Origin of the sequence: Cupriavidus sp. 2TAF22, assembly GCF_052115045.1 — a bacterium.
Lineage (GTDB): Bacteria > Pseudomonadota > Gammaproteobacteria > Burkholderiales > Burkholderiaceae > Cupriavidus.
In genome coordinates, this window is sequence record NZ_JBFRFX010000025.1 from 1 (window position 1) to 21,141 (window position 21,141).

The following is a 21,141-nucleotide window of genomic DNA, read 5'->3' on the forward strand; positions in this document are numbered from 1 at the left end:
TGAATGCAATGGAGACGCCCGAGGATGGCTAGACCCGAGGTCATTACAGTAAGCATGCGTGAGTTAGACAGGCTCAAGACCGTTCAGGCGGTCGTGGATGGTCAATTGCGGCCCAGCGTGGCCGCCGAACGGTTGGAGATCACGGATCGGCAGTTCCGGCGGCTGCTAGAACGCTATAGGCAGGAAGGCCCATCCGGGCTCGCGTCGCGGCGGCGCGGCCGGCCCAGCAACAACCGCATGCCGGTGGACCGCGAATCCGTAGCCCTTGGCCTGATCCGGGAACACTACGCCGACTTCGGCCCGACCCTGGCCGCCGAGAAGCTGCGCGAGCGCCATGGGCTGACGTTGTCCAAGGAAACGATCCGCCGACTGATGGTGAGCGCCGGGCTTTGGGTGCCAAGGAAGCAGCGCCCGCCCAAGGTCTACCAGCCACGCAACCGTCGCGCATGCCTGGGCGAGCTGATTCAGATCGACGGCTGCGATCACCGCTGGTTTGAGGAGCGCGCGCCGGCCTGCACGCTGCTGGTCTATGTCGACGACGCCACCAGCCGGATCATGGAACTGCGTTTTACCCACTCGGAGGCAACCTTCACGTACTTCGCCGCGACACGCGCCTATCTGGAGCGCCATGGCAAGCCCGTGGCGTTTTACAGCGACAAGGCCAGCGTGTTCCGCGTCAACAAGCCGAACGCAACCGGTGGTGACGGCCATACCCAGTTTTCCCGGGCCCTGTTTGAGCTGAACATCGAAGGCATCTGCGCCAACAGCAGCCAAGCCAAGGGGCGTGTGGAACGAACCCACCTGACCCTGCAGGACCGCCTGGTCAAGGAACTGCGTCTGCGCGCGATCAGCACCATGGAGGACGCCAACGTCTTCATGCCGGAGTTCATCGCTGACTACAACGCGCGCTTTGCCAAGGTGCCCCGGAACAGTCATAACGCGCATCGTTCGCTGCGACCTGATGAGAACCTGGACCTGATCTTCACTTGGCGCGAACCGCGCTGCGTATCCAAGAGCCTGACGATCCAGTACGACAAGATGCTCTACCTGCTGGCCGATACGCCAGAGCATCGGAAGCTTGCTGGGCGCTATATCGACGTCTATCACTATCCGGACGGTAGGATTGAGCCACGGGCGAATGGCGCTACCCTGCCCCACACCATCTATGACCGACTGTCGGAGATCGATCAAGGCGCCATCGTCGATAACAAGCGACTCGGAGCTGTGTTGCAGATGGCGCAATATGTCCAGGAGAAACGCGACAACACACGATCGCTCTCTTTGCCTGCCACGGAAGGCGTTGTCCGCAAGCGTGGACGACCACCAGGCAAGAAGTCGCAGCGCTCGCTGGATCAGAACGATATGTTGGAAGCGCTAAAACGCTTACAGCGGCAACCGTGGCCGCTTAACGGAACTGAGAATTGATTCAGCTTGACACCTGGGAATTCAAATCCGCCCTGCTGGCATGACAGCCCCACCCTGATCACAACTCTGCCGCTTCAGGCCAGCACCACCGCCCGACGGGAACCTCATAAGCAGAACAAACAACACTGAAATGACACCGAACAACCGGACATTTCAACTTTGCTGGCGCCCGGACATTTCAACTTTGCCTGGACAAATTGATGTTGGCCCCAATTAGTAATGTCACGTGCGCCATCTGACCATCGCCGAGGGTACCAACCAGATCCAGTCGATGCTGATGGCACAAAGCGCGCTGGAACTGTCCGCCCTGCGTTGACCCGGGCCAGACCACTTCGTCATCATTCCGTTCTGATCAGTAACCATGCCTCAAGTCGTTCCCACTGCCAGCCGTGTCCTGCAAGTCTTTGAAGTCTTCGCGCGCGAAGGGCGCCCGCTGAGCAACTCCGAACTGGCCCGACACCTCGAACTGGCTGACAGCAGTTGTTCCGATCTGCTGTTCACCATGCGCGAGGCTGGCTATCTGTTGCGTACGCCGAAGTCGCGCCAGTTCTACCCGACGGCACGCCTGAGCGATGTCGCGCAGCGTATCGCCGCACTGGACCCGCTGCATGCGTTCGCGACCGAGGCGCTGGAGATTCTGACCAAGGAGTCTGGGGAGACTTCGTTGTGCGGTTACCTGGAGGGCAACCACGTCAAGATCTTTGCCTGCCAGGAGAGCCCGCATGCGTTGCGCTACGTCGTGCGGCCCGGAACGGTCTATGACCTCCACTCGGCCGCGCTGGGCAAGGCCATTCTCGGGGCCATGCCGAAGACGGAGCGGGATGCGCTGATCGACGCCCTGCCCTTGCCGGCGGTCACTCCCAACACCATTCGCGACGTCAGCGTCCTTCGCAGCGAAATTGAGAAGTGCGCTCGTGAGAAATGGTACCTGGCCAAGGACGAAGGCAGTCAGGGCGTCGCCGCCGTGGGTATCGCCGGCGAGGTCGGTGGCAGGTTGACTTCACTGTCACTGGTGGGACCCACGCAGCGGGTCGAAGATAATCTCGACCGATACGTGGCGATCCTGCTCGATGCGCGCAAGGAGTTCTTCCCCTGAAGGCGGAGTCTCGCGGGCCAAATGGATAGCGCAGGATTCTCCGTCCGTGCGCGATAAATTCCGCGCCTGGCAAGGAGCACCGCATCATCGAATGCGAGGGGGGCTTGCACTGCTGTGTGGTCCCGCTGGCAGCCTTGCCATCGATGTAGCGAAGGAAATCTGCGGCCTGCTAGAACTTGTAGCCAGCCGAGACATAGGTGAAGTTAGTGTTGTGGCCGCCAACGCTGCTCAGGACCTTTGCCACGTCCACATGCACGATGCCGGCATTGATGGCTATATGCCGGTTGACTTGCCAGGACAAGTCGACAGAAAGCTGACTGCCCGTGTAGCGACCAGGGCGTCCCGCCGTACCGGCGATCGGAGTGGCTATCGCCGTATAAACTGCGTCGTTTGTCGTCTCTCTCCAAATGAAGTCGCAGGCGATGGTGATCTTGACCCGCTCATTGGGTCCCAGCGTTACGGATGGCTGTACGTCCAGCACGTTGGAAGCGCCGAGGAGACCGGCTTGATTGAAGTACGCAAGTTTTGGAAACAGGCCACCATAGGTACCAAGCCGGCCATCGCGGGAGTCATGGTCGCCGCTCCCCGCAGTGGCCTTGAAGCCCCCGCGGAGCTTCCAGTCGGCGACGGGAAATGTATAGCCGGTGTCCGTTGAGAACCCCCACGCCCGGATGTCTTGTTGGCCAAGGCTTCCGAATTGTGCCAGGGCCTCCCAGTCCCAATCCCAGCCCTTGCCGCTGCCGAAGATGCGCGCGCCGATCGAATGCCGTCTCTCGACACCAGCTCCTGCGCTGTACAGCGCTCGGCTGTTTTCGAAGCCCAGATAGTAGACATCGAGGCCGGATGCGGGGATGAAGCTCCTGGGAAAGGTCGTATACAGGCCCCAGAAGCCCTGCGCATGATTTGGATGGTCGTCGAAATTGCCCGTCTGCAGGAGAACCGGACGTGTGACGAAAGCATCGATGCGCACCTTGTCGACCGCGCCCCCCAGGCGAACGCCATCGAAAGCGCGACGGACGTTTGGCGCATCCCGAACCGAAACGAGGCGTTGCGATCCCAATGCCATCTCCTGACGGCCGATTCGCAAGTCGGGGTCGGCATTCGCGTCGCCCGTCAGTGGTGCCCTAAAGTCGACGAAGGCTTGCTGTACGTCGAGGCGGTCGACATAGGGCGGTGCCGCCGCGGTCTTGCCCGCTGCCAGTTGATTTCCCAGTTGAAGAAAGCCGCGGAAATAGTCACCGGCACGCAGGTCGGCGTGGAGCAGCAGGCGATGAAGCAGGTATCCGTCGGCGGATTTGCCCGGCACCCCGAAGTTGGCCTCGGAGTAGTTCTCAAACCGCTCCCGCAACTCGCCGCCAAGGCTTAGTGACCAGTCATGCGGTCCAATCGGGATGTATTTGACAGGATCCCAAAGATCGCCGCGATGAGTGGGATCCCGAAGGTATGTGAAATCCTCATCGTAGCGTAGCAACTTGTACGGCGGCGGCGCGCTGCCTGGAGCGACAAACGTCTGCTGGGCAACTGCATCGTTCGCGAGAATAAGAAACCCCAGGCTGGCAAGTATCGATTGAGCAATACTGTACTGCCCCACTTGGCGAACCAGCCGCCGGCTAACCGCCTGGACAAGTTTTGTCATCATGGGCATTCCGCATCGCAAGGATTCGCCGGCGACCGCTGAGATACCGCGTCAGCACAAGAATAGGATTGCGAGAGCAAGATCACCAGAAGAACCGGGTGACCGATTCGCCTTTACCTTCCTGCAGCCGGCCAAGGCCTGGATGCGGGCTTTGAGGAGCGTGTCGCGTGCCCCTCAAAGCGGGATTCAATCCGCGCGTGGCTACACCCAGTTCGGGCGGGCCGCTGTTCGAGCTCAATATCGACATCCTGTGCGCCAATTCCAGCCCCGCCAAGAGCCGTGTCGAGCGGATGAATGGCACCTTGCAGCAGCGCCTGGTCAAGGAACTGCGGCTGCGCGGGATCAGCGCCATGCCAGCCGCCAACGTCTTTGCGCCAGCCTTTATCGCCGACTTCCATGCTCGCTTCGCCAAGCCGCCGCGCAGCGACTTCGATGCTCACCGGCCGCGGCCCCGCACCGGCCGTCCGGACTAGTCGCCTTGCTGCTGGCAGGCGGTAGATTCGCGGTCCTGGATGCCGGGACCGAGGTGCCGCCGAACATGCGCCCCCCCTTTGTGGAGGCGTCGCCATGGCGCCCCAGCGCGGCTGCAATTGCTCCGCTATCACTTGCCGGGCGTGCTGCCTTTCTGCAAAAACCTGGTAAATATTGCCACCGTCTATTGCACCAAACTTCCGCAAATGAACAAGGTCTTCATCGCAGGTAGCGCTGCGTGGCCTGTTGGTGCTCCGACAACCATGCAAGTAGTCGTGGGACGATTGGCTGGACCAAATAATGCTTCGCTCTGGCTGCCATGCCGGGACTAGCCTGCCCCGGAAAGCGCGGGATAGGCCGATATCGACCGGCTTCATGGGCGGCCGCTGCAAGGGACCGGCGGCGCCACGATCGACCAGGCCCGGGACGCCAAGTGCCGTTAATCCGGTCATTCCATACTGCGGCGCGCGGCCGGCTGACAGCGCAAGGCAAGCGTGCGGCTTCCAATGCGATGACGGAAGGCGCGAGGCAGATGATGGCGGCCTGGACCGATGGGATGACAACCACGAAGCCGGTGAAAAGGCGCAAGCGCCGTTGAGCGCGCTTGACGCTCCGCGCAGCAATACCCCAACAGTGCGCATCCGCAGTGCGCAACTTTCCCCTACGGAGGTCCTCATGGACAAGTCAAAAATACCCGTTGAACAACGCACGACCCTCGGCCTCCTGATGGATGACCATCGTGCCGTGAAGAAGCTCTTCAAGCAATTCGAAGCCACCAAGGCCGTCGCAGAAAAACACGCGATCGCCACGGAGACATGTCAGAAGCTGTCAGTCCATGCGCAGATCGAGGAAGAGATCTTCTACCCTGCCCTGCGCGGCGTGTCGGAGAAGCTTGACGACATGCTTGATGAAGCCAAGGTCGAGCATGGCGTGGCGAAGGCACTGATTGCCAAAATCGAAGCGGGAGACCCGGACATGCTCGATGCGAACTACAAGGTCTTGACCGAGTATGTTGGCCACCATGTCGAGGAAGAGGAAAGCGAACTCTTTCCCGCGGTGATCAAGGCAAAGATCGACCTTCGCGAAGTTGCCATGCAACTGGAGGCACGGAAATCGGAGCTGCTGGGCGAGCCAGCGTGAGTGAGGATGGCTCTCTGCGGCGTTGCGTTTGGCTTGCGATGGACTGAGATGCCGTTCGTGTTTTCGTTCTGGCCGCGTTGCCACGGATGCTGAGGAACGCAGTAGACCTTGATGTCCGTGGCCACGATGAAACGCTTGTGGATCTGGATCTGGATCTGGCGTGGCGCCAGGCATGCAGCCGATCCACGATACCGCCTGTCCCGCACTGCCGGCTGAGCTTACCACCCGCGCAATGTGCCGGGCGCTTCGCCGGACTAGACAAACAGGGTGACGATGAGGCCGACGACAGACAGCGCCATGGCTGCCGTGGCAACCCAGCCGACCGCCTGAAGCCACGGCGACGAGCAGAACGAGCCCATGACAGCCTGTCGTCGCGAGAGCAACTGCAACATGATCATGACGGGTACGGCGGCCACGCCATTGAGAACCGCACTCCAATAGAGCATCTTGAATGGATCGAACGGCAGGAGGCACATCGCGGTGCCGGCCACCATCACACCGGTCAACACCAGGTAGAACCATTTGGCACCCGCCGGCTTTTCTTCAAGACTGCGCCGCCACCGAAACGCTTCGGCCACCGCATACGCCGCGGAGCCGGCCAATACGGGCACCGCGAGCAGCCCGGTTCCAATGACACCGGCGCAGAACAGCGCTTGCGCAAAACGACCTGCGACGGGCACCAGCGCTTTTGCTGCCTGGGCTGTCGTCTGTATCTCGGTCACCCCGTTGGCGTGAAGCGCAGCCGCCGCTACGATCATGATGAAATAGGCGATCGCCGCGGACACAACCATGCCCACCGTCGTGTCAAATGTGATACGGGACAGGTGATAAGGCGCTTGCATCGGGGCGTCCTTGAGCGGCCTGGCCTTTGGCTCAAGATCTACTTCCTCCACCTCCGAGGCGGCCTGCCATACGAACAGATATGGGCTGATGGTGGTGCCGAAGACCGCGATCAGGGTTGTGAAGAACTCCTTGGACCAGACTACGCGCGGCATGAACGTGCCCCGCAGTGCAGCGCGCCAATCGACGTGGAGCAGGAAGGCCGCGAAAACGTAGACAAGTAGTGAGAGTGCCAGCCATTTGAGATAGGCGGAATAGCGCCGGTACGGCAAGAACAGTTGGACCAGCAGCGAGAACAGCGCAAACAAATAGACGTACAGGATATAGGAGCCGCCCGCCAGAAGCTTCATGCTTTGCCCCATGGCAGACACATCGGCGCCCACGTTGATAACGTTTGCCAGCACAACCAGGACCGCGAAGGGGAGCGCCATCAGCGGGGAATAGTGTTTGCGGATATTCGACGCAATGCCGCGGCCTGAAACGCGTCCGAGTCGCGCACTGACCAGTTGGATGCCAATCATGAGCGGCAGCGTCAGAGGAATGGTCCATAGCATCAGGTAACCGAACTGCGCGCCTGCTTGAGAATAAGTAGCGATCCCGCTCGGATCGTCGTCCGAGGCGCCGGTGATCAGGCCGGGACCGAGCCGATTCACGAGAAAGCTCCGCCGATTCTTGGTCGTCCTTGTCACAGGCATTCGCCCTCCTTCTGACCGCGGTCCGATCTGCCGCCGCGACGGAGCGCTTCATTGACGGTTCCTTCTGGTCAGCTTCACATGCACAACGAATGGCATCTGCCGGTTGGTCATCGGGTTGAGGCGGAGCAAGTCTTCGGCGAGTTTGGGCCACCCACGCGGTGTTCGGTACTCAAGCACGCGCAGGGAAGAGATCCCGGGTGACCAGGTACGAAGCCGCGCCTCTATCTCATCCCTATCGACACCCCAAGGCATCGGAGGCAGGCGATAGCCGGACGTGAGCATGACGCCCCAGTCCGTTAATTGGGCGAACCAGCGCGGAACGGCGTCGAACGCTATTTCGGCACCTGGAACACGATTTGCTATGTGAATAAAAATGCCCTTCACCGCCTCCGGCTCAAGATACATGAACAGGCCTTGTGCGACGATAAACACCGGAGTGCCCGGTTTGATTCCGTCTGCCCAGCGCGCCTCGCAGGCACTCGACGTGACGTGGCGAAACCGTGCGCACGATGGTAGAAAGCGCTCCCTCAGCTTGATCGCGGACGGAAGGTCGACCGTAATCCAACTCATTCGGCCGTTGTCGACACGATGCGCTTGCGTTTCCAGGCCTTCACCCAGGGAAATGATCAGACCGTCAGGATGCCGCTCGAGCCAGCGCTTCAATAAGCGGTCGAACTCCACGGCGCGCGCAGAGAATGAGCCAATGGGCGTGCCGAAGCGGCCGGCGAAGTCATATTCCAGGGCGTCGCAGATGCGCACGCTATGGGGGTCTGCAATGATACTGTCAGCGCGGCGCGCTTCGCATGCGCGGTCGTATAGCGTCCATAGCATGGTTTCCGAAACCCCTTCGAGGGTCGGCGAGATCTTGATTCCGTCTTCGATGCTACTGGTCGCACGTCGCTCGCCGTTGCTCGCGAGATGTGCTTTCGCGGTCCGGACAGCGTTCATGGCGCCCCTAGGCGTTTCGCGTTGGCCGTCGCCCGGACGTGGATGGGTGCGAGAACCTCCTGCATCAGACATGTCCCCCAGTTGGTGAGCTGCAGCGGACTGGCGGGATGGTCGCAAGCCACTTTAAAGAACGCCTCCTGACGCTCGAGCCACTGAGATGTTGAGCGGCTGGCTACCAGCGTGGATGCCGCTGCGGAGGCGGCCCAAAAGTGATTTGTGGTCTCGCTCGCCAGCACCACGGTCAGGCTGAGCAAGCCTGCGCCCAAAGCACCTATCGACTCGGACGCGGCCTCGCCCTTCTCTCGGCCCATGAGGCTAAACTCGTGCGGGTCCCGCTCGTCCGGAGCCACCAAAGCCTTTGCCATGCGAGCCGTGCGAACAGAAACGACTTCGACGGTCGCGTGGAGCAGTTCAAATATTTCAGTGTAGAGGCGCGAGAAGTTCGAAGACGCGTCCGTGACAGACTTCGAGAGAATCGATGAAGGCATAAGGGGTTCCCAGGGCAACGCAGTGGAAAGGCGACTCGTGGCGGAGGAGAAAAGTCAACGCCGAGCTTTGCGCATCGGCGCTCCGAACTCCCGCGCAGGATCTATGCCATGCGCGCCCTATCGGGCACACGACAGCGGTGGCTCGAAGCAAGCCGTACGGAGCGTGCAAATGAAGGGCACCGTCTGCCAGGCCACCTGCCCAGATAGTAGCCTCGGCCGGTCAGTTAGCCATCTTTTTGTAGAAAATGCCGCAACGCAGCAACGTTCGTTGAAAAGCGGTGAAATGACGTCCAGGCTTGAGGACGCGTTGTTCGTTTGACCGGTTAAACGAACAAGGATGGAACTGGCAGCACATCCGAATCCAGGCGCTCAATATTTTCGTGGGCACTGTATATACATACAGTGCACTGGATCGCGAGGACTCAACCGCCAAATTTTCCCCGCCGCCGTTTGGCGAGGCAGTGGAGGTCATCATCCAGACCAACCCCGGGACATGTCCCGGGTGTTTCTCGGCCTCGCATCGGATTGTCGAAAAAAGCGCGAGGCGGTCCGCGGACCGGACAGGATCCGGCATTCACACCGGCGCGCCTTCGGGTCTCCAGGGCAGCGGCCCACTGCCCCACATCCTCAGCCACTAAAGAATTCCGCGTCGCTGCCGATAAGCGGGTGCAGCAACGCTGCGTCCGGCGTCGGCGAACTTTCGCAGCCAGAGCGCGGCCCCTTCTGTGCCCAGAAGCAACCGGGCGTGGAGCCCTCCACAACCTCGGATGCGGGCGTGCGCCGGGCGCAAAGCGAACGGAGCTACCAGCGGCCCCATCACGCGACAACCGGAGAGGCAAGACGGTCAACAAGAAAACAAAGAAATCACAAAAAACAATCAAGCGGCAAGTCTACTTCGCAATTTACCGATCACCGGGTCCTCGTAAGACATGAAACAGCATCGCAGCATTCGAGGGCAGGCACGCCCTGCCATCCGCAGCACCTCAGCAGCATCCACCCTGTGCGCGGCCACGCCGCCGTCCATACCCCGCTCGATCACCAGTGCCGCGCTGGTGGCGCTGGGCGCGATCGCGTCGATGCCGGCCCTGGCCGTGCCGCCGGCATGCGCGCCCCTGGGCGCGAACACCGTCGCCGGCTCGATGGCCCAGACCTGCGTGCTGGGATCGGCCGGCAGCGTGAACGTCACCTCGCCGAGCGGGCTGATCAGCGTGGCGGGCGCCGCCGGCGTCTCGGTGACCGGGCCGCTTCTCTCGCGCGCCATCAACATCGAAAATCACGGGCGGATCGAGAGCATCGGCACGGCCGGGATACCTGCCATGCCGACGCCGATGAACAACGGCGGCAGCGCCACCGCAATTACTGTCGTCAGCAACAGCGCCACGTCGGACACGCTGGGCGGCATCCTGAACGTCGCCGGCGGCACCATCGCCGCGTCCGGCGGCAACGGTGCCATGGGCATGCCGGGCCTCGACAACGGTGCCGGTGGGGCCGCCACCGGCATCAGCATTGCGACGGCCAAGGTCGGTAACATCACCAACCAGGGCGGCATCGCGGCTACCGGCGGCGCCGCTTTTATTAGCGGCGGCATTCCGATGCCGGGTACCAGCCCCGGCGCAGCCACCGGCATCAACCTCCAGTCGGCAACGGTTGGCGCGCTGGTCAACGATGGTGCGGCAAGTTCGATCACCGCCACCGGCGGCAACGCCATTGGCGCCGGGATATTCGGCAGCGCCGGCGGCTCTGCGACCGGCATCAATATTGGCGCCAGCACGGTGGCGTCGATCCGCAACGACGGCACGATCACCGCGACCGGCGGCACGGGCACGGTCCTCGCGGGGCTGCCGGGCATCAGCCTGGGTGGCATGGCATACGGCATCAACGTCCAGAACAGCACGATCACCGGCAGCATCAACAACAACGGCACCATCAACGCCACGTCGCCAGGCGGTTCGGGGACCGGCATCAACGTCGTGAACAGCACGATCGACGCGATCAACGTGGCCGGCACGATCAATGCCGCCAACGCGATCTCGATCGACACGGCCAGCACGATCACGCACGGCGTGAGCCTGACCGGCACACTCAACGGCGCTGTCTCGCTCGGCAACGCCATGCTCAACATCGACCTGAACAGCGCCGCGGTGACGGGCGCAGTCAACGGCAGCGCCAATTCCGTGGTCAATGTCAACGGCACGTTCACGTCGGGCAATACGTTCAATGTCGGCACGTTCAACATTGCCGAAAACGCGGTGTTCAACCAGCGCCACACGGTGAGCGCATCCGCAGGCGTGAACAATGCCGGCACGCTGGCGGTCGCGGCCGGCACCACCGCTACCATCGCGGGCAACTACACGCAAGCGGCGGGCGGCGTGTTCCAGACCGGCATCGGTGCCAACGGCGCGTACGGCAAGCTGGCCGTCACCGGCACCGCCGATATCTCGGCCAGCAACAAGATCGGCGTGAACGTCATCGGCGCGCCATCCCTCGTCGCCGGCACCAGCGTGCAACCCGGCGTGCTCACCGCCGGCACCCTGGTGGCCGGCCCGGCCCTGACGGTGACCGACAACAGCGCGCTGTTCGACTTCATCGCCACCCGCAACGGCAATGCCGTGGACCTGTGCGTTGCCCGCGCCGGCGCCACCTCGTGTTCGGCCGCGCCAGTCACGCCGACGTCCCCGACGCCACCGCAGGAGCCAACGCCCACCCCCGCGCCCGTGATCACCGTGGTGAGCAGTGTCACCGGTGCGCGCAACACGCCAGGCCTGGGCGCCGCGCAGGTCCTGGACGCGCTGATCTCGCAAGGCTCGTCGGCCCCGGCTGCCATGGCTCCGGCGATCACGGCGCTGGGCACCTTGTCCACGGAGCAAGCCGTATCGGACGCCGTCAAGCAGACCCTGCCGCTGATGACCGCCGGCATGACGGAAGTCAACAGCGCCGCCATGCACGCCACCAACCGCGTGATCCAGTCGCGTCAGGAAGCCAACCGCGGCTTGTCCTCGGGCGACGAGTTCGTCTCCGACCGCCAGCTCTGGTTCAAGCCGCTAGGCTCGTGGGCCAAGCAAAGCGACCGCGACGGCGTGGCCGGCTACAAGGCCAACACCTACGGCATGCTGCTCGGCGCCGACGGCGTGGTCAGCGACAAGGTGCGCGTGGGCAGTGCGTTCTCCTACATGCACAGCCGCATCGACGGCAACTCGCCGGTGGCGGCGCAAAGCGCCAGCGTCGACGGCTACCGCCTGATCGGCTACGGCAGCTACAGCCTCGATGCCAGCACCGACATCAGCGTGCAGGCGGACGTGGGCACCGGCCATAACGAAGGCCAGCGCAACATCAACTTCGGCGGCCTGAACAGCCGCGCGTCCTCCAGCTACAACAGCTGGAACGCCCACGTCGGCGTCGGCCTCGGCCGCATGCTGAACCTCGCGGCGAAGACTACCGTGACGCCGTCCGTGCGCGCCGACTACACGTTCATCCAGGATGCGGCCTACACCGAGAACGGCGCGGATGCGCTCAGCCTGGCGGTCGGCAAGAACTCGACGCGCGAGCTGATCCTGTCCACCGAAGCCCGCCTGAACCAGGGCATTACCGAGCACGCCATGTTCACGGCCAACCTCGGTTTTGGCTACGACGCGATGGCGGGCCAGTCGGCCATCACCGCTTCGTACGTCGGCGGCGGCGCGCAGTTCGTCACGCGCGGCATGTCGCCGGCGCGCTGGCTGGCACGCGGCGGCCTCGGCTTCGTCGTGACCAACAGCAAGGCGATGGAAGTGAGCGTGCGTTACGACGCCGAGGTGCGCGACCGCTTCACCAACCAGACGGCATCGGTGAAGTTGCGCCTGCCGTTCTAAGCCAGCGCAGTGACGGGGAGAACGCCGGGAGGCGTGCTCCCTTGTCTCCCTTGTCTGCCTTGTAGGAACCTCATCCCCCGATCGAGCAGTCCAGTTCGAGCGCCACGAACGCCGTCGCCGGCGGCTCGTCTCACCGTGGGCACCAGTGGGCTTGCCGCGCAATATTCTCCTGCCCGACCCCGGCTCCATCCTGTCGGACATACTCCAAGGCGCGCCAGCCTGGGTTCGGGCGGGGCCTCAGGCTGGCCTGCGGGCGATCATTTCCTCCACCTCGTCACACCAAGCGATATAGGCCTGTTCGGCCAGCACGCCGCGGCGTGTCACCAGCAGCGGTCCAGGCTGCTGCTCGGTCAGCACGGCCTGCCTTGCGAGAAAGAACTCAAGCTGGGCCTGGTGGTCCGAACGCACCTCGCGGATCTGCTGCAACGCTGTCTCGCGCGGCAGCAAATCGAAGCACAACACCCGCAGTATCTGTTCGTCCTTGATGGCCGGGCGCGGTGAACCTTTCGCCACCCAAGCCGTCAGCTTCTCGCGTCCAGCATCGGTCATGCTGTAGATCGAGCGTTCCGGCCCGCGCGTTCCCGGCAAGCGCTCCGATTTGATGAGTCCATCCGTCTCCAGTTCTCGCAAAGCCGGGTACACCGAGCTGTGCTCTACCGACCAGCAATGCTGGCCCGCCATCTGCAGCCATTTGGTCAGTTCGTAGCCGGAACGTGGCTGGCTATGTATCCCGGCAAGAAGAACATGCTTCAGCGGTTTTTCCTTGCTTGCCTTGGCTTCCTTCAGATCACTCACTCGCATTGCTCCTTGATTGCGTCAAACGCGCACGCGGGATGACTATGTTTTTTTTGACATAGTCAAAAAACCGTGACACTATGTATTTTTCCACATAGCCGATTTTACCCTATTCGCCGGCCAGCGACTGCGCCAGGCGTAGCAGCGTCGACCGGGTGCGGCCGCCTCCGAGCGCCAAGGTTGCCTGGCCGAGGCGGCGCCGGCAGGTGCCGACAGCATCAGCTACACCGGCTTCACTTCGCTCATTGATACAAGGAAGACAATGATGTCCCAAGAAACCATCCTCGTCACCGGCGCCGCCGGCAGCGTCGGCTCGACCGCGCGCGCGGCCATCGGCATCCTGCTGGAGCAAGGCCATCGCGTGCGCGCCATGGTGCGCAAGCTCGACGCGCGCGCCGACATGCTGCGTGACCTCGGCGCCGAAGTCGTGGTCGCCGACATGCTCGACATAGTCGCCGTGCGCACGGCCATGCGAGGCTGCTCCGTGGTGTATTTCACGATGTCGGTATCGCCCACATACCTGGAAGCAGCCGCCACCGTCGCGGTCACAGCCAAAAGCCTGGGTGTGAAGGCCTTCGTCAATCTGTCGCAGATGACGCTGTCACAGATGAGCGAGACAGAGACCACCGGCAGCCCGCAACAGCAGCAGCACTGGCTCGCGGAGCAGATGCTGCGCTGGTCCGGCCTGCCGGTGGTCTACCTGCGCCCAACCGCTTTCTTCGAAGGCTTGTTCCTGCCGGCAGCCAAGGGCATCCGCGACGACAACGCCATCCGCCTGCCGTTCGCCGACGGCAAGACCTCGCCGATCGCCGCCGCCGACGTAGGGGCTGCCGCCGCTGCTGTGCTGGCCAACCCAGAGCCGCATATCGGCAAGATCTACGAATTGACCGGCCCCCAGTCGCTGACGATGGCCGAGCTCGCGCAGGAGTTCAGCGGCGCTCTGGGCCGCACCATCCAATACCTCAACGTCCCACCGCAGATCTGGGAGGCCAAGCTCCAGGAGTTCCAGCAGCCGGCGCATCTGATCTCACACCTGGTCATCATGGCCCAGTTGCATCGCGACAACCGCTACGACCGTATGACCGACACCTTCCAGCAGTTAGTCGGCCGTGCGCCGATTTCCGCCGCCGAATTCGCTCGCCGCCACGCGGCCGCGTTCACGCCTGCCTGATCCTCCCTTTCAAAAAGGAAGCAACGATGGAATTTGTTCTCGCTTTTCAACAGCCACCGAACAGCTATGAAATCCACGCCGATCCGCTCAAAGGGCAGCAAGTCTCGCTAGCGTGGAAACAATATATGGACGCCATGGCGGGCGCCGGCGTCATGCGGGTCGGCACCCAGCTCGATCCGCGCAACGCCAGCACCGTGCGGGTGCGGGACGGCCAGCGCCAGGTCCAGGATGGCCCATCTCCGGACGGGCACGCACTGTTTGGCGGCTTTGTGGTGATCAATGTCGAGACGCTGGAGGAGGCTTTGAACTGGGCTGAACGCAGCCCCAGCTCATCGGCCGGATACACGGAAGTCATCCCGGTCGTGCCGATTATCCGCGGGTAGGCGGGTAGGCGCGTAGGCGCGCGTCGGCGCTTGCATATGGCACTGTCATCGCCCGGCCATTGTCGGGCGGTCCCTTCTTCTTGGCTTACATAAAAATCATGTCCGCTACTCTTGCTAGTCAGGCCGAGAAGATGTCTCCGCCTCCTGACAACCTGCCGGCCAACAAACTGCTCCACGGTCCGCTGTTGTCGACATTGATCCGCCTTGCCTTGCCGACAGTCGTCGTGCTGTTCATGACGACCTTGCTCAGTGTCGCCGAGACCTATTTTGTCAGCTCACTGGGCCTGGAAGCGATTGCCGCTGCATCGCTTGTGGTTCCCGTCACGGTGCTGATGGCCACGATGGCGAGTGCCGGCATCGGCGGCGGCGTGTCCTCGGCCATCGCCCGCGCCACCGGCGCCCGCCGCCGGGACGAGGCGGAAAGCCTGGCTTGGCATGCGGTGGTCATCGCCGCCATAGCAGGCGGACTGTTCTCCCTGGTGGTGGTGCTGGCCGGCCCGGCTCTGTACCGCAGCCTTGGCGGCAGCGGGCCATCGCTGGACCAGGCGGTGCGCTACTCTAACCTCCTGTTCGGAGGTGCGATCCCATTCTGGATATTGTTGCTACTGCAGGCGGCGTTGCGCGGAGCCGGCAACGTCAAGGTGCCGGCGATGATCATACTGGGCGGCGCGGTCGCCGGCCTGATACTGTCACCGGTGCTGATCAACGGCTGGCTGGACGCGCCGCGCATGGGCGTGGCGGGCGCCGGCGTCGCCCAAGTGCTGTGCAATATCGCCGCGCTGAGCGTTGTGGTCCTCTACATGCGTTCGCCCTCGTCGACGCTGCGCCTGCGTCGCTATCCCCTGCAACGTAAGCATTTCAGCGCGATCCTCGGCGTCGGCTTGCTGTCGGCGATCAACGCCGTCATGTCGGCCATGTCCGTCACCGCACTGACCGCTGCCGCCGGCGCCGTGAGCGTCACCGCCATCGCCGGCTACGGCATTGCCTCCCGCCTGGATATGCTGCTGGTGCCGGTGATGTTCGGATTCGGAACCGCGGCGATCACGCTGGTTGGCACGAACCTGGGCGCAGGCAACGTGGCGCGTGCCCGGCGCGCGGCGATGGTGAACGTGCTGTTCGTTGCCGGCGTGGTTGGCATAGTCGGGCTCGTTGTCTCCCTCTTCCCGCAGCTGTGGCTAGGCCTGTTTACCAGCGACAGCACCGTTGTGGCGGCCGGCGCAGGATACCTGCATGTGGTAGCGCCGTTCTACGCGGTGATTGGCGTGATCTTCGAGCTCTACTTTGCAGGTCAGGGGGCACAACGCATCCTCTGGCCGATGATCGCAAGCGTGGTGCGCTTCGTATTTGCGCTGGCTGCCATGGTGCTGGTCCTGCAAGGTTACGCGAGCCTGCATACCGCTTTCGTACTGGTGGCCGCCAGCATTGTCGTGGCAGCGACCATCAGTCTGCTTGGATTTCTGCGGACCCGCTGGGACCGCTAGACACCAGGGCATTGGCCAGGCCGCTCAACTGGCCGCGCCTGCCCGGGGGCCTCGGGCGGCGCTCGCAGGTATGCGTGCAGCCGCTGGCCAACCGCTCATGAAACCTGCGTTCTACAAGATTCCTGCTGCAGGCAGTCCTTTCCTATTCAACCAAGGGAGTTCAGATGATCCGCACACGCATGCCAATGCTGGCGATTACAGTCGCCGCTTTCGCCGCTGCCGCCAGCGTGGCTTTGGCCACGGTCAATGACCACACAGGGGGGCCACCGGCCGGCACGGTTCAGCCGAACGGCAATGCCCGCAGCGAACTTGCGGGCGACCCGCTGGACAACGCGCGCGAAGCCGACGGCACACTCTACGGGTATCGCGTCTGAGGGCGCGTCTGGAGACTGGTCATCTGCGACCCGCCCGCGTTCTGCCGCGGGCGGACATTGAGAGCAATCGAGGTGCGACGGGGGCATGGATGAAGACAGGTGGCCTTGGGAATCTGGCAGTTGCATTGGACGCGGCGCTCGACAGGCCGGCTATCCGGCTGCTGCGGCTGCTGCGGCTGCTTCGCTGCAAGCTGCGGTGGTGGGCGAAGTATCTGATCGCCCTGTTGCCGGTTTCCCTCACCTACCTCGGCTGGTGGCTGGTGGCCTTGCTCGAGCCGTTATCCGACAGCAAGGGAAGGCCCAAATGCCTCTACGACTGCCACGGGCCCGGCACCGACCTGACGTGGCTTACTGGCTTCGGCTTCTTCATGATGTTCGTGTGCATCTGTGTTGCTACCCGGCACTCATGCGGGCTCGTCATTCGCACGGTTGCAGAGGAATTCGCCATGCGCGACAGCCCCAGGCCACCCGCACGACGGTACGGGTGTGGCGGCCGCATTCTCCTTCGCCCGCAGCATGGCGACGTTCTTCCTTCGAAGTCGCCTCACAGCCCGGATTGAGTCATGCGCGCCCGGAAGCGCAATGGGGAAGTCTCTTCTCGCAAAGAGTGGTGGCCCCTTCCCTCATGCTCACCCGCATTGCCAGGAACCCGAAGCTGCCCGGGGAGAAAAGCATGGCGGGGCCTGGCGGCGGCCCCGGTGGCGATGTGCTCAGCCAGCTGCGCCGCGGCGCACGCTGGCAAAATCCACGGGCCGCTTCTCCAGAAATGCAGCAATGCCTTCGGCGGCTTCGGCGCCGCCCTGGGCCACGGCCATCGCGATGCGCTCGGCTTCCAGCTGGTCGTCGAGCGTGCGCTCATGGGCATGCCGGCACAGCGCCTTGATCGCCCCCATTGCCTGCCGGGGCCCTTGCGCAAGCCGCGCCGCCAGCGCGATCGCCACCGCGCCGGCTTGCCCGGCCTCGACCAGCTGGTTGACGACGCCGAACTGCTGCAACTGCTCCGCCGTGATGCGATCGCCGGTCAACGCCAGCTGCGTCAGCAACTGCCGCGGCAGGCTCTGCGCCAGGAGGCCCGTAATGCCGCCATCCGGCGTCAGCCCCACTTTCACATAGGCAATCGAAAAGGCGGCACCGGCGGATGCCACGAACAGGTCGCAAGCCAATGCCAGCGAGAAACCCGCGCCCGCCGCGCCACCATCGACTGCCGCCACGATCGGCTTGGGAAAGTCGCGCAGCTTGCACACCACGTCGTGCAGGTGTCCCAAGCGCTCGATGCGCTCCTCATAGGTCAGTTCCCGCCGCTTGCTGATCAGTTCCAGGTCACCGCCGGCACAGAAGTAATTGTCGGCGCCGGTCAGCACGATCGCGCCAATCTCCGGATTGTCCGCGGCAGCGGCCAGTGCGGCACGGATGTTGTCATAGAGGTCTGCCGCGATGGCGTTGCGCTTACCGGGATTGTTGATGGTGAGCACCAGCACGCGGCCGTCCGTGTGCTGCAGCAAAGAGGAGAAGGTGGTCATATCGTGAATTCTGTACGCGGGGCGAGGTTTGATCAGCCGGCAGTCTGTCGGGCAGCGCGCTGCCCCTCACGGAGCTGCGGGTGGCAATAGGCCATGCGACTCAACGGGAGTCGGCCGCGCGTCGTAGCGGCCTCCCATGGCGCAGGCATCGGGTATCAACTCTTCATGGCGCTCCCCCGTCTACGCGTTGCCAGTGGGACGGCACCGCACGACCAGGTTGACGACGCCGGCCTGCACGGGTTCGTCATGCTGGTTGAAGGTTGTGATGCGTACTTTCACGATGCCTTGGTCAGGACGCGACTTGGACGTCCGCACCTCCAGGATCTCGCTCTCGACATGCAATGCATCTCCAGGCCGCACCGGCTTGGGCCAACGCAGCTCCTCAAAACCCGCCCCGATGATGCCGCCCGCGGGCCGGAGTTCGCCGTCGACGAGCAAGCGCATGGTCAGCGCCGCTGTATGCCAGCCGCTCGCGGCCAGGCCGCCGAACAAGGTATCGCGGGCAGCCGTTTCGTCGAGATGGAAAGGCTGCGGGTCGAACTCGGCAGCGAAGGACTTGATCCTGTCCAGTTCGACGGGCAGCCGCCCTGAACCGTATTTCTGGCCCGGCGCCAGATCCTCGATGTATTGGATGTTCATGTTTGCTCCTACATATTTCCGCGCATGGCCGACCGTCTGGCGGGCGATGCCACATCTGCGCGGCAGCCGCGGTCTCGCACGTCCTCAGCCAAAGCGAAAATGGCTGAGATCGATCGAGACCAGCAGCAGGTCGCGGATCGGTTGCAGGTCGGGGCCACGCAAATAGGCACGGCGCCTGGTCGGAAAACGAAGGCCGTTCACCTCCACGATATCGTGGACATATTGCGCAGCCGGGAAGCCGCCCGCGACATCGACATGGTAGTCATGCCTGCGCAGCAGCAAGTCGTCGCCGAAGTAGAAATCCTGCACATTGCCATGGCTGGCAATGTGGTCGGGAAACTGCGCGCGCAACCCACGCCAGAGCTCCCTGCCCTCCCGCCATGGCGGGATCTCGGTGACATCGAACCCAGGCATCGCCATGAGAAAGGGCGTCGTCAGGTACGTCCACATCGCGTAGCCATTAAAGTATGCCCGGTGCAGCGGATCCCACGGCGTGTCCATTCCGTGGCCGGCGAACGAGGCCCTGGGATTGGCGCGCTCGCGAACGGTCGCGCCCGAGGTGGTCTCGATCGCTATCCGGTCTGGCCTGAAGGCAGTGCGCCAGTCCTGCTGCCCGAACGGAAAGACGGAGGCGGTTTGCTCGTGGAGCGCAACTGTCATCTCACGGGGAGTGGGGTCCTGCACCAGGCCCTTCATCCCCCACAATCCCCCGCCAGTAACGAGCGTCGCCGTCACCGAACTCAGTTTGTTCCATCGTTCAAGGCCACCATGTGCCTCAATGACTTCTGCCAACAGCTTGTTCAAGTGCAACTCCTTTGATCGCCCGAAAGATCCGGGGGCCGTGAGACCGGCCGCGACAAGTCGTCAATCAGCATCTTGCGGGTCCCTCGCGCGGCCACCGCTGGCCGCGCAGGAAAAGGCCGGGTCTGGCCACTTTTGTCGCCTGCGCGACTTGTTCTGGCGGTCGCCGGCTAGTTGCCTTCATGATAATCAGCGGAACTTTCAAATTGCAAGTTTCGCTGCTCCTCGTCGCTCCTTGGTGGGGAGAACGATTCGCGGTACCTGCCTTACAGCGAAAGACGATTGCGCGCCTGCTTGTACTCTTCCCGGAAGCGGCCAATCAGGTCGGCAGCGGGGACCACTTCCTTGATTGCCCCGATGCCCTGTCCTGCGCCCCATACGTCCTTCCAGACCCGGACCTTCGCATTGCCGCCCGACCCGAAGGTCATCGCCGAAGGGTCGGATTCAGGCAACTCATCCGGATCAAGGCCGGCTGCCACGATGCTCTTGCGCAGATAGTTGCCATGCACGCCCGTGAACAGGTTCGTGTAGACGATATCGGAAGCAACACTCTCGACCACAGCCTGCTTGTAGCCATCGACGGCGCTGGCTTCTTCTGTGGCAATGAAGGCGCTCCCTATGTAGGCAAGGTCAGCGCCCGCTGCCTGCGCCGCCAGGATGGCATTGCCGCCGGCAATCGCCCCCGATAGCAGCAGAGGACCATCGAACCACTCGCGGATCTCCTGGATCAGCGCAAAGGGGGACAGCACGCCGGCATGTCCGCCGGCACCCGCCGCCACGGCGATCAGGCCATCGGCCCCCTTCTGGATCGCCTTCCTCGCGAAGGTATTGTTGATGACATCGTGCAGCACGATCCCGCCCCACCCATGCACGATATCGTTGATTTCCTCACGTGCACCGAGCGAGGTGATGACGATCGGAACCTTGTATTTTTCGCATATCGCCATGTCCGCTTCGAGGCGATTGTTGGACTTGTGAACGATCTGGTTGACGGCATACGGTGCGGAAGGACGATCCGGATGCCTCGCATCGTGCTCGGCCAATTCCGTCGAGATCCTGTCCAGCCATTCGTCGAGCGCGCCCTCGGGACGCGCGTTCAGCGCGGGAAAGGAACCGACGATTCCGGCCTTGCATTGGGCAATGACGAGATCCGGATTCGAGATGATGAAGAGCGGCGAGGCGACGACGGGAAGCGAAAGGCGATTCGCGAGGACGGACGGTAGAGCCATGGTTTTCTCCGAAGCTAACACACTGTGTACAGGCGCACGGCCTCATCTTAACACCGGTAATATAGATTGCAAGTCGTTGCATGCCGCAGACCGCCGAACGACATGCCATCAGGCGACCCTAAGCGTTGGCAAGTTGTCTTTCCCGCCAGGATTGAAAACCA

General features: G+C 63.0%; 18 protein-coding genes and 1 pseudogene. 10 read left to right on the forward strand and 9 right to left on the reverse strand.

The genetic code is table 11. The features are described from left to right. Positions 1-24: 24 nt before the first annotated feature. Both AB4Z48_RS26550 and AB4Z48_RS26555 read left to right on the forward strand, forming a co-directional pair. Positions 25-1,425: an ISNCY family transposase gene (locus AB4Z48_RS26550; protein ID WP_441619482.1), complete on the forward strand. Its 1,401-nt coding sequence runs from the start codon at positions 25-27 to the stop codon at positions 1,423-1,425. Positions 1,426-1,786: 361 nt separating this feature from the next. Next, complete coding sequence (locus AB4Z48_RS26555; RefSeq protein ID WP_441619484.1) at positions 1,787-2,521, forward strand: IclR family transcriptional regulator; 735 nt, start codon at positions 1,787-1,789, stop codon at positions 2,519-2,521. A gap of 169 nt (positions 2,522-2,690) precedes the next feature. Here the strand turns inward: AB4Z48_RS26555 and AB4Z48_RS26560 are convergent, their stop codons facing one another. Further along, positions 2,691-4,160, reverse strand: coding sequence for an alginate export family protein (locus AB4Z48_RS26560; protein WP_441619485.1), 1,470 nt, complete (start codon positions 4,158-4,160; stop codon positions 2,691-2,693). A gap of 196 nt (positions 4,161-4,356) precedes the next feature. Here AB4Z48_RS26560 and AB4Z48_RS26565 point away from each other — a divergent pair. After that, positions 4,357-4,603: pseudogene (locus AB4Z48_RS26565) on the forward strand (ISNCY family transposase); the annotation flags it as partial. A gap of 700 nt (positions 4,604-5,303) precedes the next feature. Then, complete coding sequence (locus AB4Z48_RS26570; protein WP_441619487.1) at positions 5,304-5,768, forward strand: hemerythrin domain-containing protein; 465 nt, start codon at positions 5,304-5,306, stop codon at positions 5,766-5,768. Between the two features lie 254 nt (positions 5,769-6,022). On the opposite strand, the gene AB4Z48_RS26575 is transcribed toward AB4Z48_RS26570, so the two are convergent. Genes AB4Z48_RS26575 through AB4Z48_RS26585 form a run of 3 tightly spaced genes read right to left on the reverse strand, consistent with a single transcriptional unit; the run spans position 6,023 to position 8,739 of the window. Beyond that, a complete protein-coding gene (locus AB4Z48_RS26575) occupies positions 6,023-7,303 on the reverse strand; it encodes an Nramp family divalent metal transporter (protein ID WP_441619489.1) in 1,281 nt (426 codons plus the stop codon). 48 nt (positions 7,304-7,351) lie between these two features. Then, complete coding sequence (locus AB4Z48_RS26580; protein ID WP_441619491.1) at positions 7,352-8,251, reverse strand: class I SAM-dependent methyltransferase; 900 nt, start codon at positions 8,249-8,251, stop codon at positions 7,352-7,354. Further along, positions 8,248-8,739, reverse strand: a complete 492-nt coding sequence (locus AB4Z48_RS26585; RefSeq protein WP_441619493.1) for a polyhydroxyalkanoate granule-associated phasin — start codon at positions 8,737-8,739, stop codon at positions 8,248-8,250. The genes AB4Z48_RS26580 and AB4Z48_RS26585 overlap by 4 nt, the downstream gene beginning before the upstream one ends. A 929-nt stretch (positions 8,740-9,668) precedes the next feature. On the opposite strand from AB4Z48_RS26585, the gene AB4Z48_RS26590 reads away from it, so the two are divergent. After that, complete coding sequence (locus AB4Z48_RS26590; protein ID WP_441619494.1) at positions 9,669-12,587, forward strand: autotransporter outer membrane beta-barrel domain-containing protein; 2,919 nt, start codon at positions 9,669-9,671, stop codon at positions 12,585-12,587. 237 nt (positions 12,588-12,824) lie between these two features. Here AB4Z48_RS26590 and AB4Z48_RS26595 read toward each other — a convergent pair whose 3' ends face one another. Next, on the reverse strand, positions 12,825-13,388 hold the full coding sequence (locus tag AB4Z48_RS26595; RefSeq protein ID WP_441619497.1) for a PadR family transcriptional regulator: 564 nt from the start codon (positions 13,386-13,388) through the stop codon (positions 12,825-12,827). Positions 13,389-13,644: 256 nt separating this feature from the next. Between AB4Z48_RS26595 and AB4Z48_RS26600 the strand changes: the two genes are divergently transcribed. The 5 genes from AB4Z48_RS26600 (at position 13,645) to AB4Z48_RS26620 (ending at position 17,351) form a co-directional block, all read left to right on the forward strand. Beyond that, a complete protein-coding gene (locus tag AB4Z48_RS26600; protein ID WP_441619499.1) occupies positions 13,645-14,553 on the forward strand; it encodes an NmrA family NAD(P)-binding protein in 909 nt (302 codons plus the stop codon). A gap of 26 nt (positions 14,554-14,579) precedes the next feature. Next, positions 14,580-14,936 carry a YciI family protein gene (locus AB4Z48_RS26605; RefSeq protein ID WP_441619501.1) on the forward strand — a complete coding sequence of 119 codons (357 nt, stop codon included), beginning with the start codon at positions 14,580-14,582 and terminating at the stop codon, positions 14,934-14,936. A 98-nt stretch (positions 14,937-15,034) separates the two neighbouring features. Beyond that, a complete protein-coding gene (locus tag AB4Z48_RS26610; protein WP_441619503.1) occupies positions 15,035-16,417 on the forward strand; it encodes an MATE family efflux transporter in 1,383 nt (460 codons plus the stop codon). Between the two features lie 164 nt (positions 16,418-16,581). After that, positions 16,582-16,791 (forward strand): hypothetical protein, encoded by a 210-nt coding sequence (locus AB4Z48_RS26615; RefSeq protein ID WP_441619505.1) that lies wholly within the window; start codon positions 16,582-16,584, stop codon positions 16,789-16,791. A gap of 89 nt (positions 16,792-16,880) precedes the next feature. After that, positions 16,881-17,351 (forward strand): hypothetical protein, encoded by a 471-nt coding sequence (locus AB4Z48_RS26620; protein WP_441619507.1) that lies wholly within the window; start codon positions 16,881-16,883, stop codon positions 17,349-17,351. 150 nt (positions 17,352-17,501) lie between these two features. Here the strand turns inward: AB4Z48_RS26620 and AB4Z48_RS26625 are convergent, their stop codons facing one another. The 4 genes from AB4Z48_RS26625 to AB4Z48_RS26640 form a co-directional block, all read right to left on the reverse strand. Continuing rightward, entirely contained in the window at positions 17,502-18,311 is an 810-nt protein-coding gene (locus AB4Z48_RS26625; RefSeq protein ID WP_441619509.1) for an oxepin-CoA hydrolase, alternative type, read from the reverse strand. A 180-nt stretch (positions 18,312-18,491) separates the two neighbouring features. Beyond that, positions 18,492-18,950 (reverse strand): MaoC family dehydratase, encoded by a 459-nt coding sequence (locus tag AB4Z48_RS26630; RefSeq protein WP_441619511.1) that lies wholly within the window; start codon positions 18,948-18,950, stop codon positions 18,492-18,494. A gap of 84 nt (positions 18,951-19,034) precedes the next feature. After that, positions 19,035-19,754, reverse strand: a complete 720-nt coding sequence (locus AB4Z48_RS26635; RefSeq protein WP_441619513.1) for a hypothetical protein — start codon at positions 19,752-19,754, stop codon at positions 19,035-19,037. A gap of 263 nt (positions 19,755-20,017) precedes the next feature. After that, positions 20,018-20,980 (reverse strand): NAD(P)H-dependent flavin oxidoreductase, encoded by a 963-nt coding sequence (locus AB4Z48_RS26640; protein ID WP_441619514.1) that lies wholly within the window; start codon positions 20,978-20,980, stop codon positions 20,018-20,020. Between the last annotated feature and the right edge of the window lie 161 nt (positions 20,981-21,141).

Excerpts from the sequence above, each read along its gene's own strand:
- AB4Z48_RS26550 (WP_441619482.1), top strand. The coding sequence starts at position 25 with ATGGCTAGACCCGAGGTCATTACAGTAAGCATGCGTGAGTTAGACAGG.
- AB4Z48_RS26555 (WP_441619484.1), top strand. The coding sequence starts at position 1,787 with ATGCCTCAAGTCGTTCCCACTGCCAGCCGTGTCCTGCAAGTCTTTGAA.
- AB4Z48_RS26560 (WP_441619485.1), bottom strand. The coding sequence starts at position 4,160 with ATGATGACAAAACTTGTCCAGGCGGTTAGCCGGCGGCTGGTTCGCCAA.
- AB4Z48_RS26570 (WP_441619487.1), top strand. The coding sequence starts at position 5,304 with ATGGACAAGTCAAAAATACCCGTTGAACAACGCACGACCCTCGGCCTC.
- AB4Z48_RS26575 (WP_441619489.1), bottom strand. The coding sequence starts at position 7,303 with ATGCCTGTGACAAGGACGACCAAGAATCGGCGGAGCTTTCTCGTGAAT.
- AB4Z48_RS26580 (WP_441619491.1), bottom strand. The coding sequence starts at position 8,251 with ATGAACGCTGTCCGGACCGCGAAAGCACATCTCGCGAGCAACGGCGAG.
- AB4Z48_RS26585 (WP_441619493.1), bottom strand. The coding sequence starts at position 8,739 with ATGCCTTCATCGATTCTCTCGAAGTCTGTCACGGACGCGTCTTCGAAC.
- AB4Z48_RS26590 (WP_441619494.1), top strand. The coding sequence starts at position 9,669 with ATGAAACAGCATCGCAGCATTCGAGGGCAGGCACGCCCTGCCATCCGC.
- AB4Z48_RS26595 (WP_441619497.1), bottom strand. The coding sequence starts at position 13,388 with ATGCGAGTGAGTGATCTGAAGGAAGCCAAGGCAAGCAAGGAAAAACCG.
- AB4Z48_RS26600 (WP_441619499.1), top strand. The coding sequence starts at position 13,645 with ATGATGTCCCAAGAAACCATCCTCGTCACCGGCGCCGCCGGCAGCGTC.
- AB4Z48_RS26605 (WP_441619501.1), top strand. The coding sequence starts at position 14,580 with ATGGAATTTGTTCTCGCTTTTCAACAGCCACCGAACAGCTATGAAATC.
- AB4Z48_RS26610 (WP_441619503.1), top strand. The coding sequence starts at position 15,035 with ATGTCCGCTACTCTTGCTAGTCAGGCCGAGAAGATGTCTCCGCCTCCT.
- AB4Z48_RS26615 (WP_441619505.1), top strand. The coding sequence starts at position 16,582 with ATGATCCGCACACGCATGCCAATGCTGGCGATTACAGTCGCCGCTTTC.
- AB4Z48_RS26620 (WP_441619507.1), top strand. The coding sequence starts at position 16,881 with ATGAAGACAGGTGGCCTTGGGAATCTGGCAGTTGCATTGGACGCGGCG.
- AB4Z48_RS26625 (WP_441619509.1), bottom strand. The coding sequence starts at position 18,311 with ATGACCACCTTCTCCTCTTTGCTGCAGCACACGGACGGCCGCGTGCTG.
- AB4Z48_RS26630 (WP_441619511.1), bottom strand. The coding sequence starts at position 18,950 with ATGAACATCCAATACATCGAGGATCTGGCGCCGGGCCAGAAATACGGT.
- AB4Z48_RS26640 (WP_441619514.1), bottom strand. The coding sequence starts at position 20,980 with ATGGCTCTACCGTCCGTCCTCGCGAATCGCCTTTCGCTTCCCGTCGTC.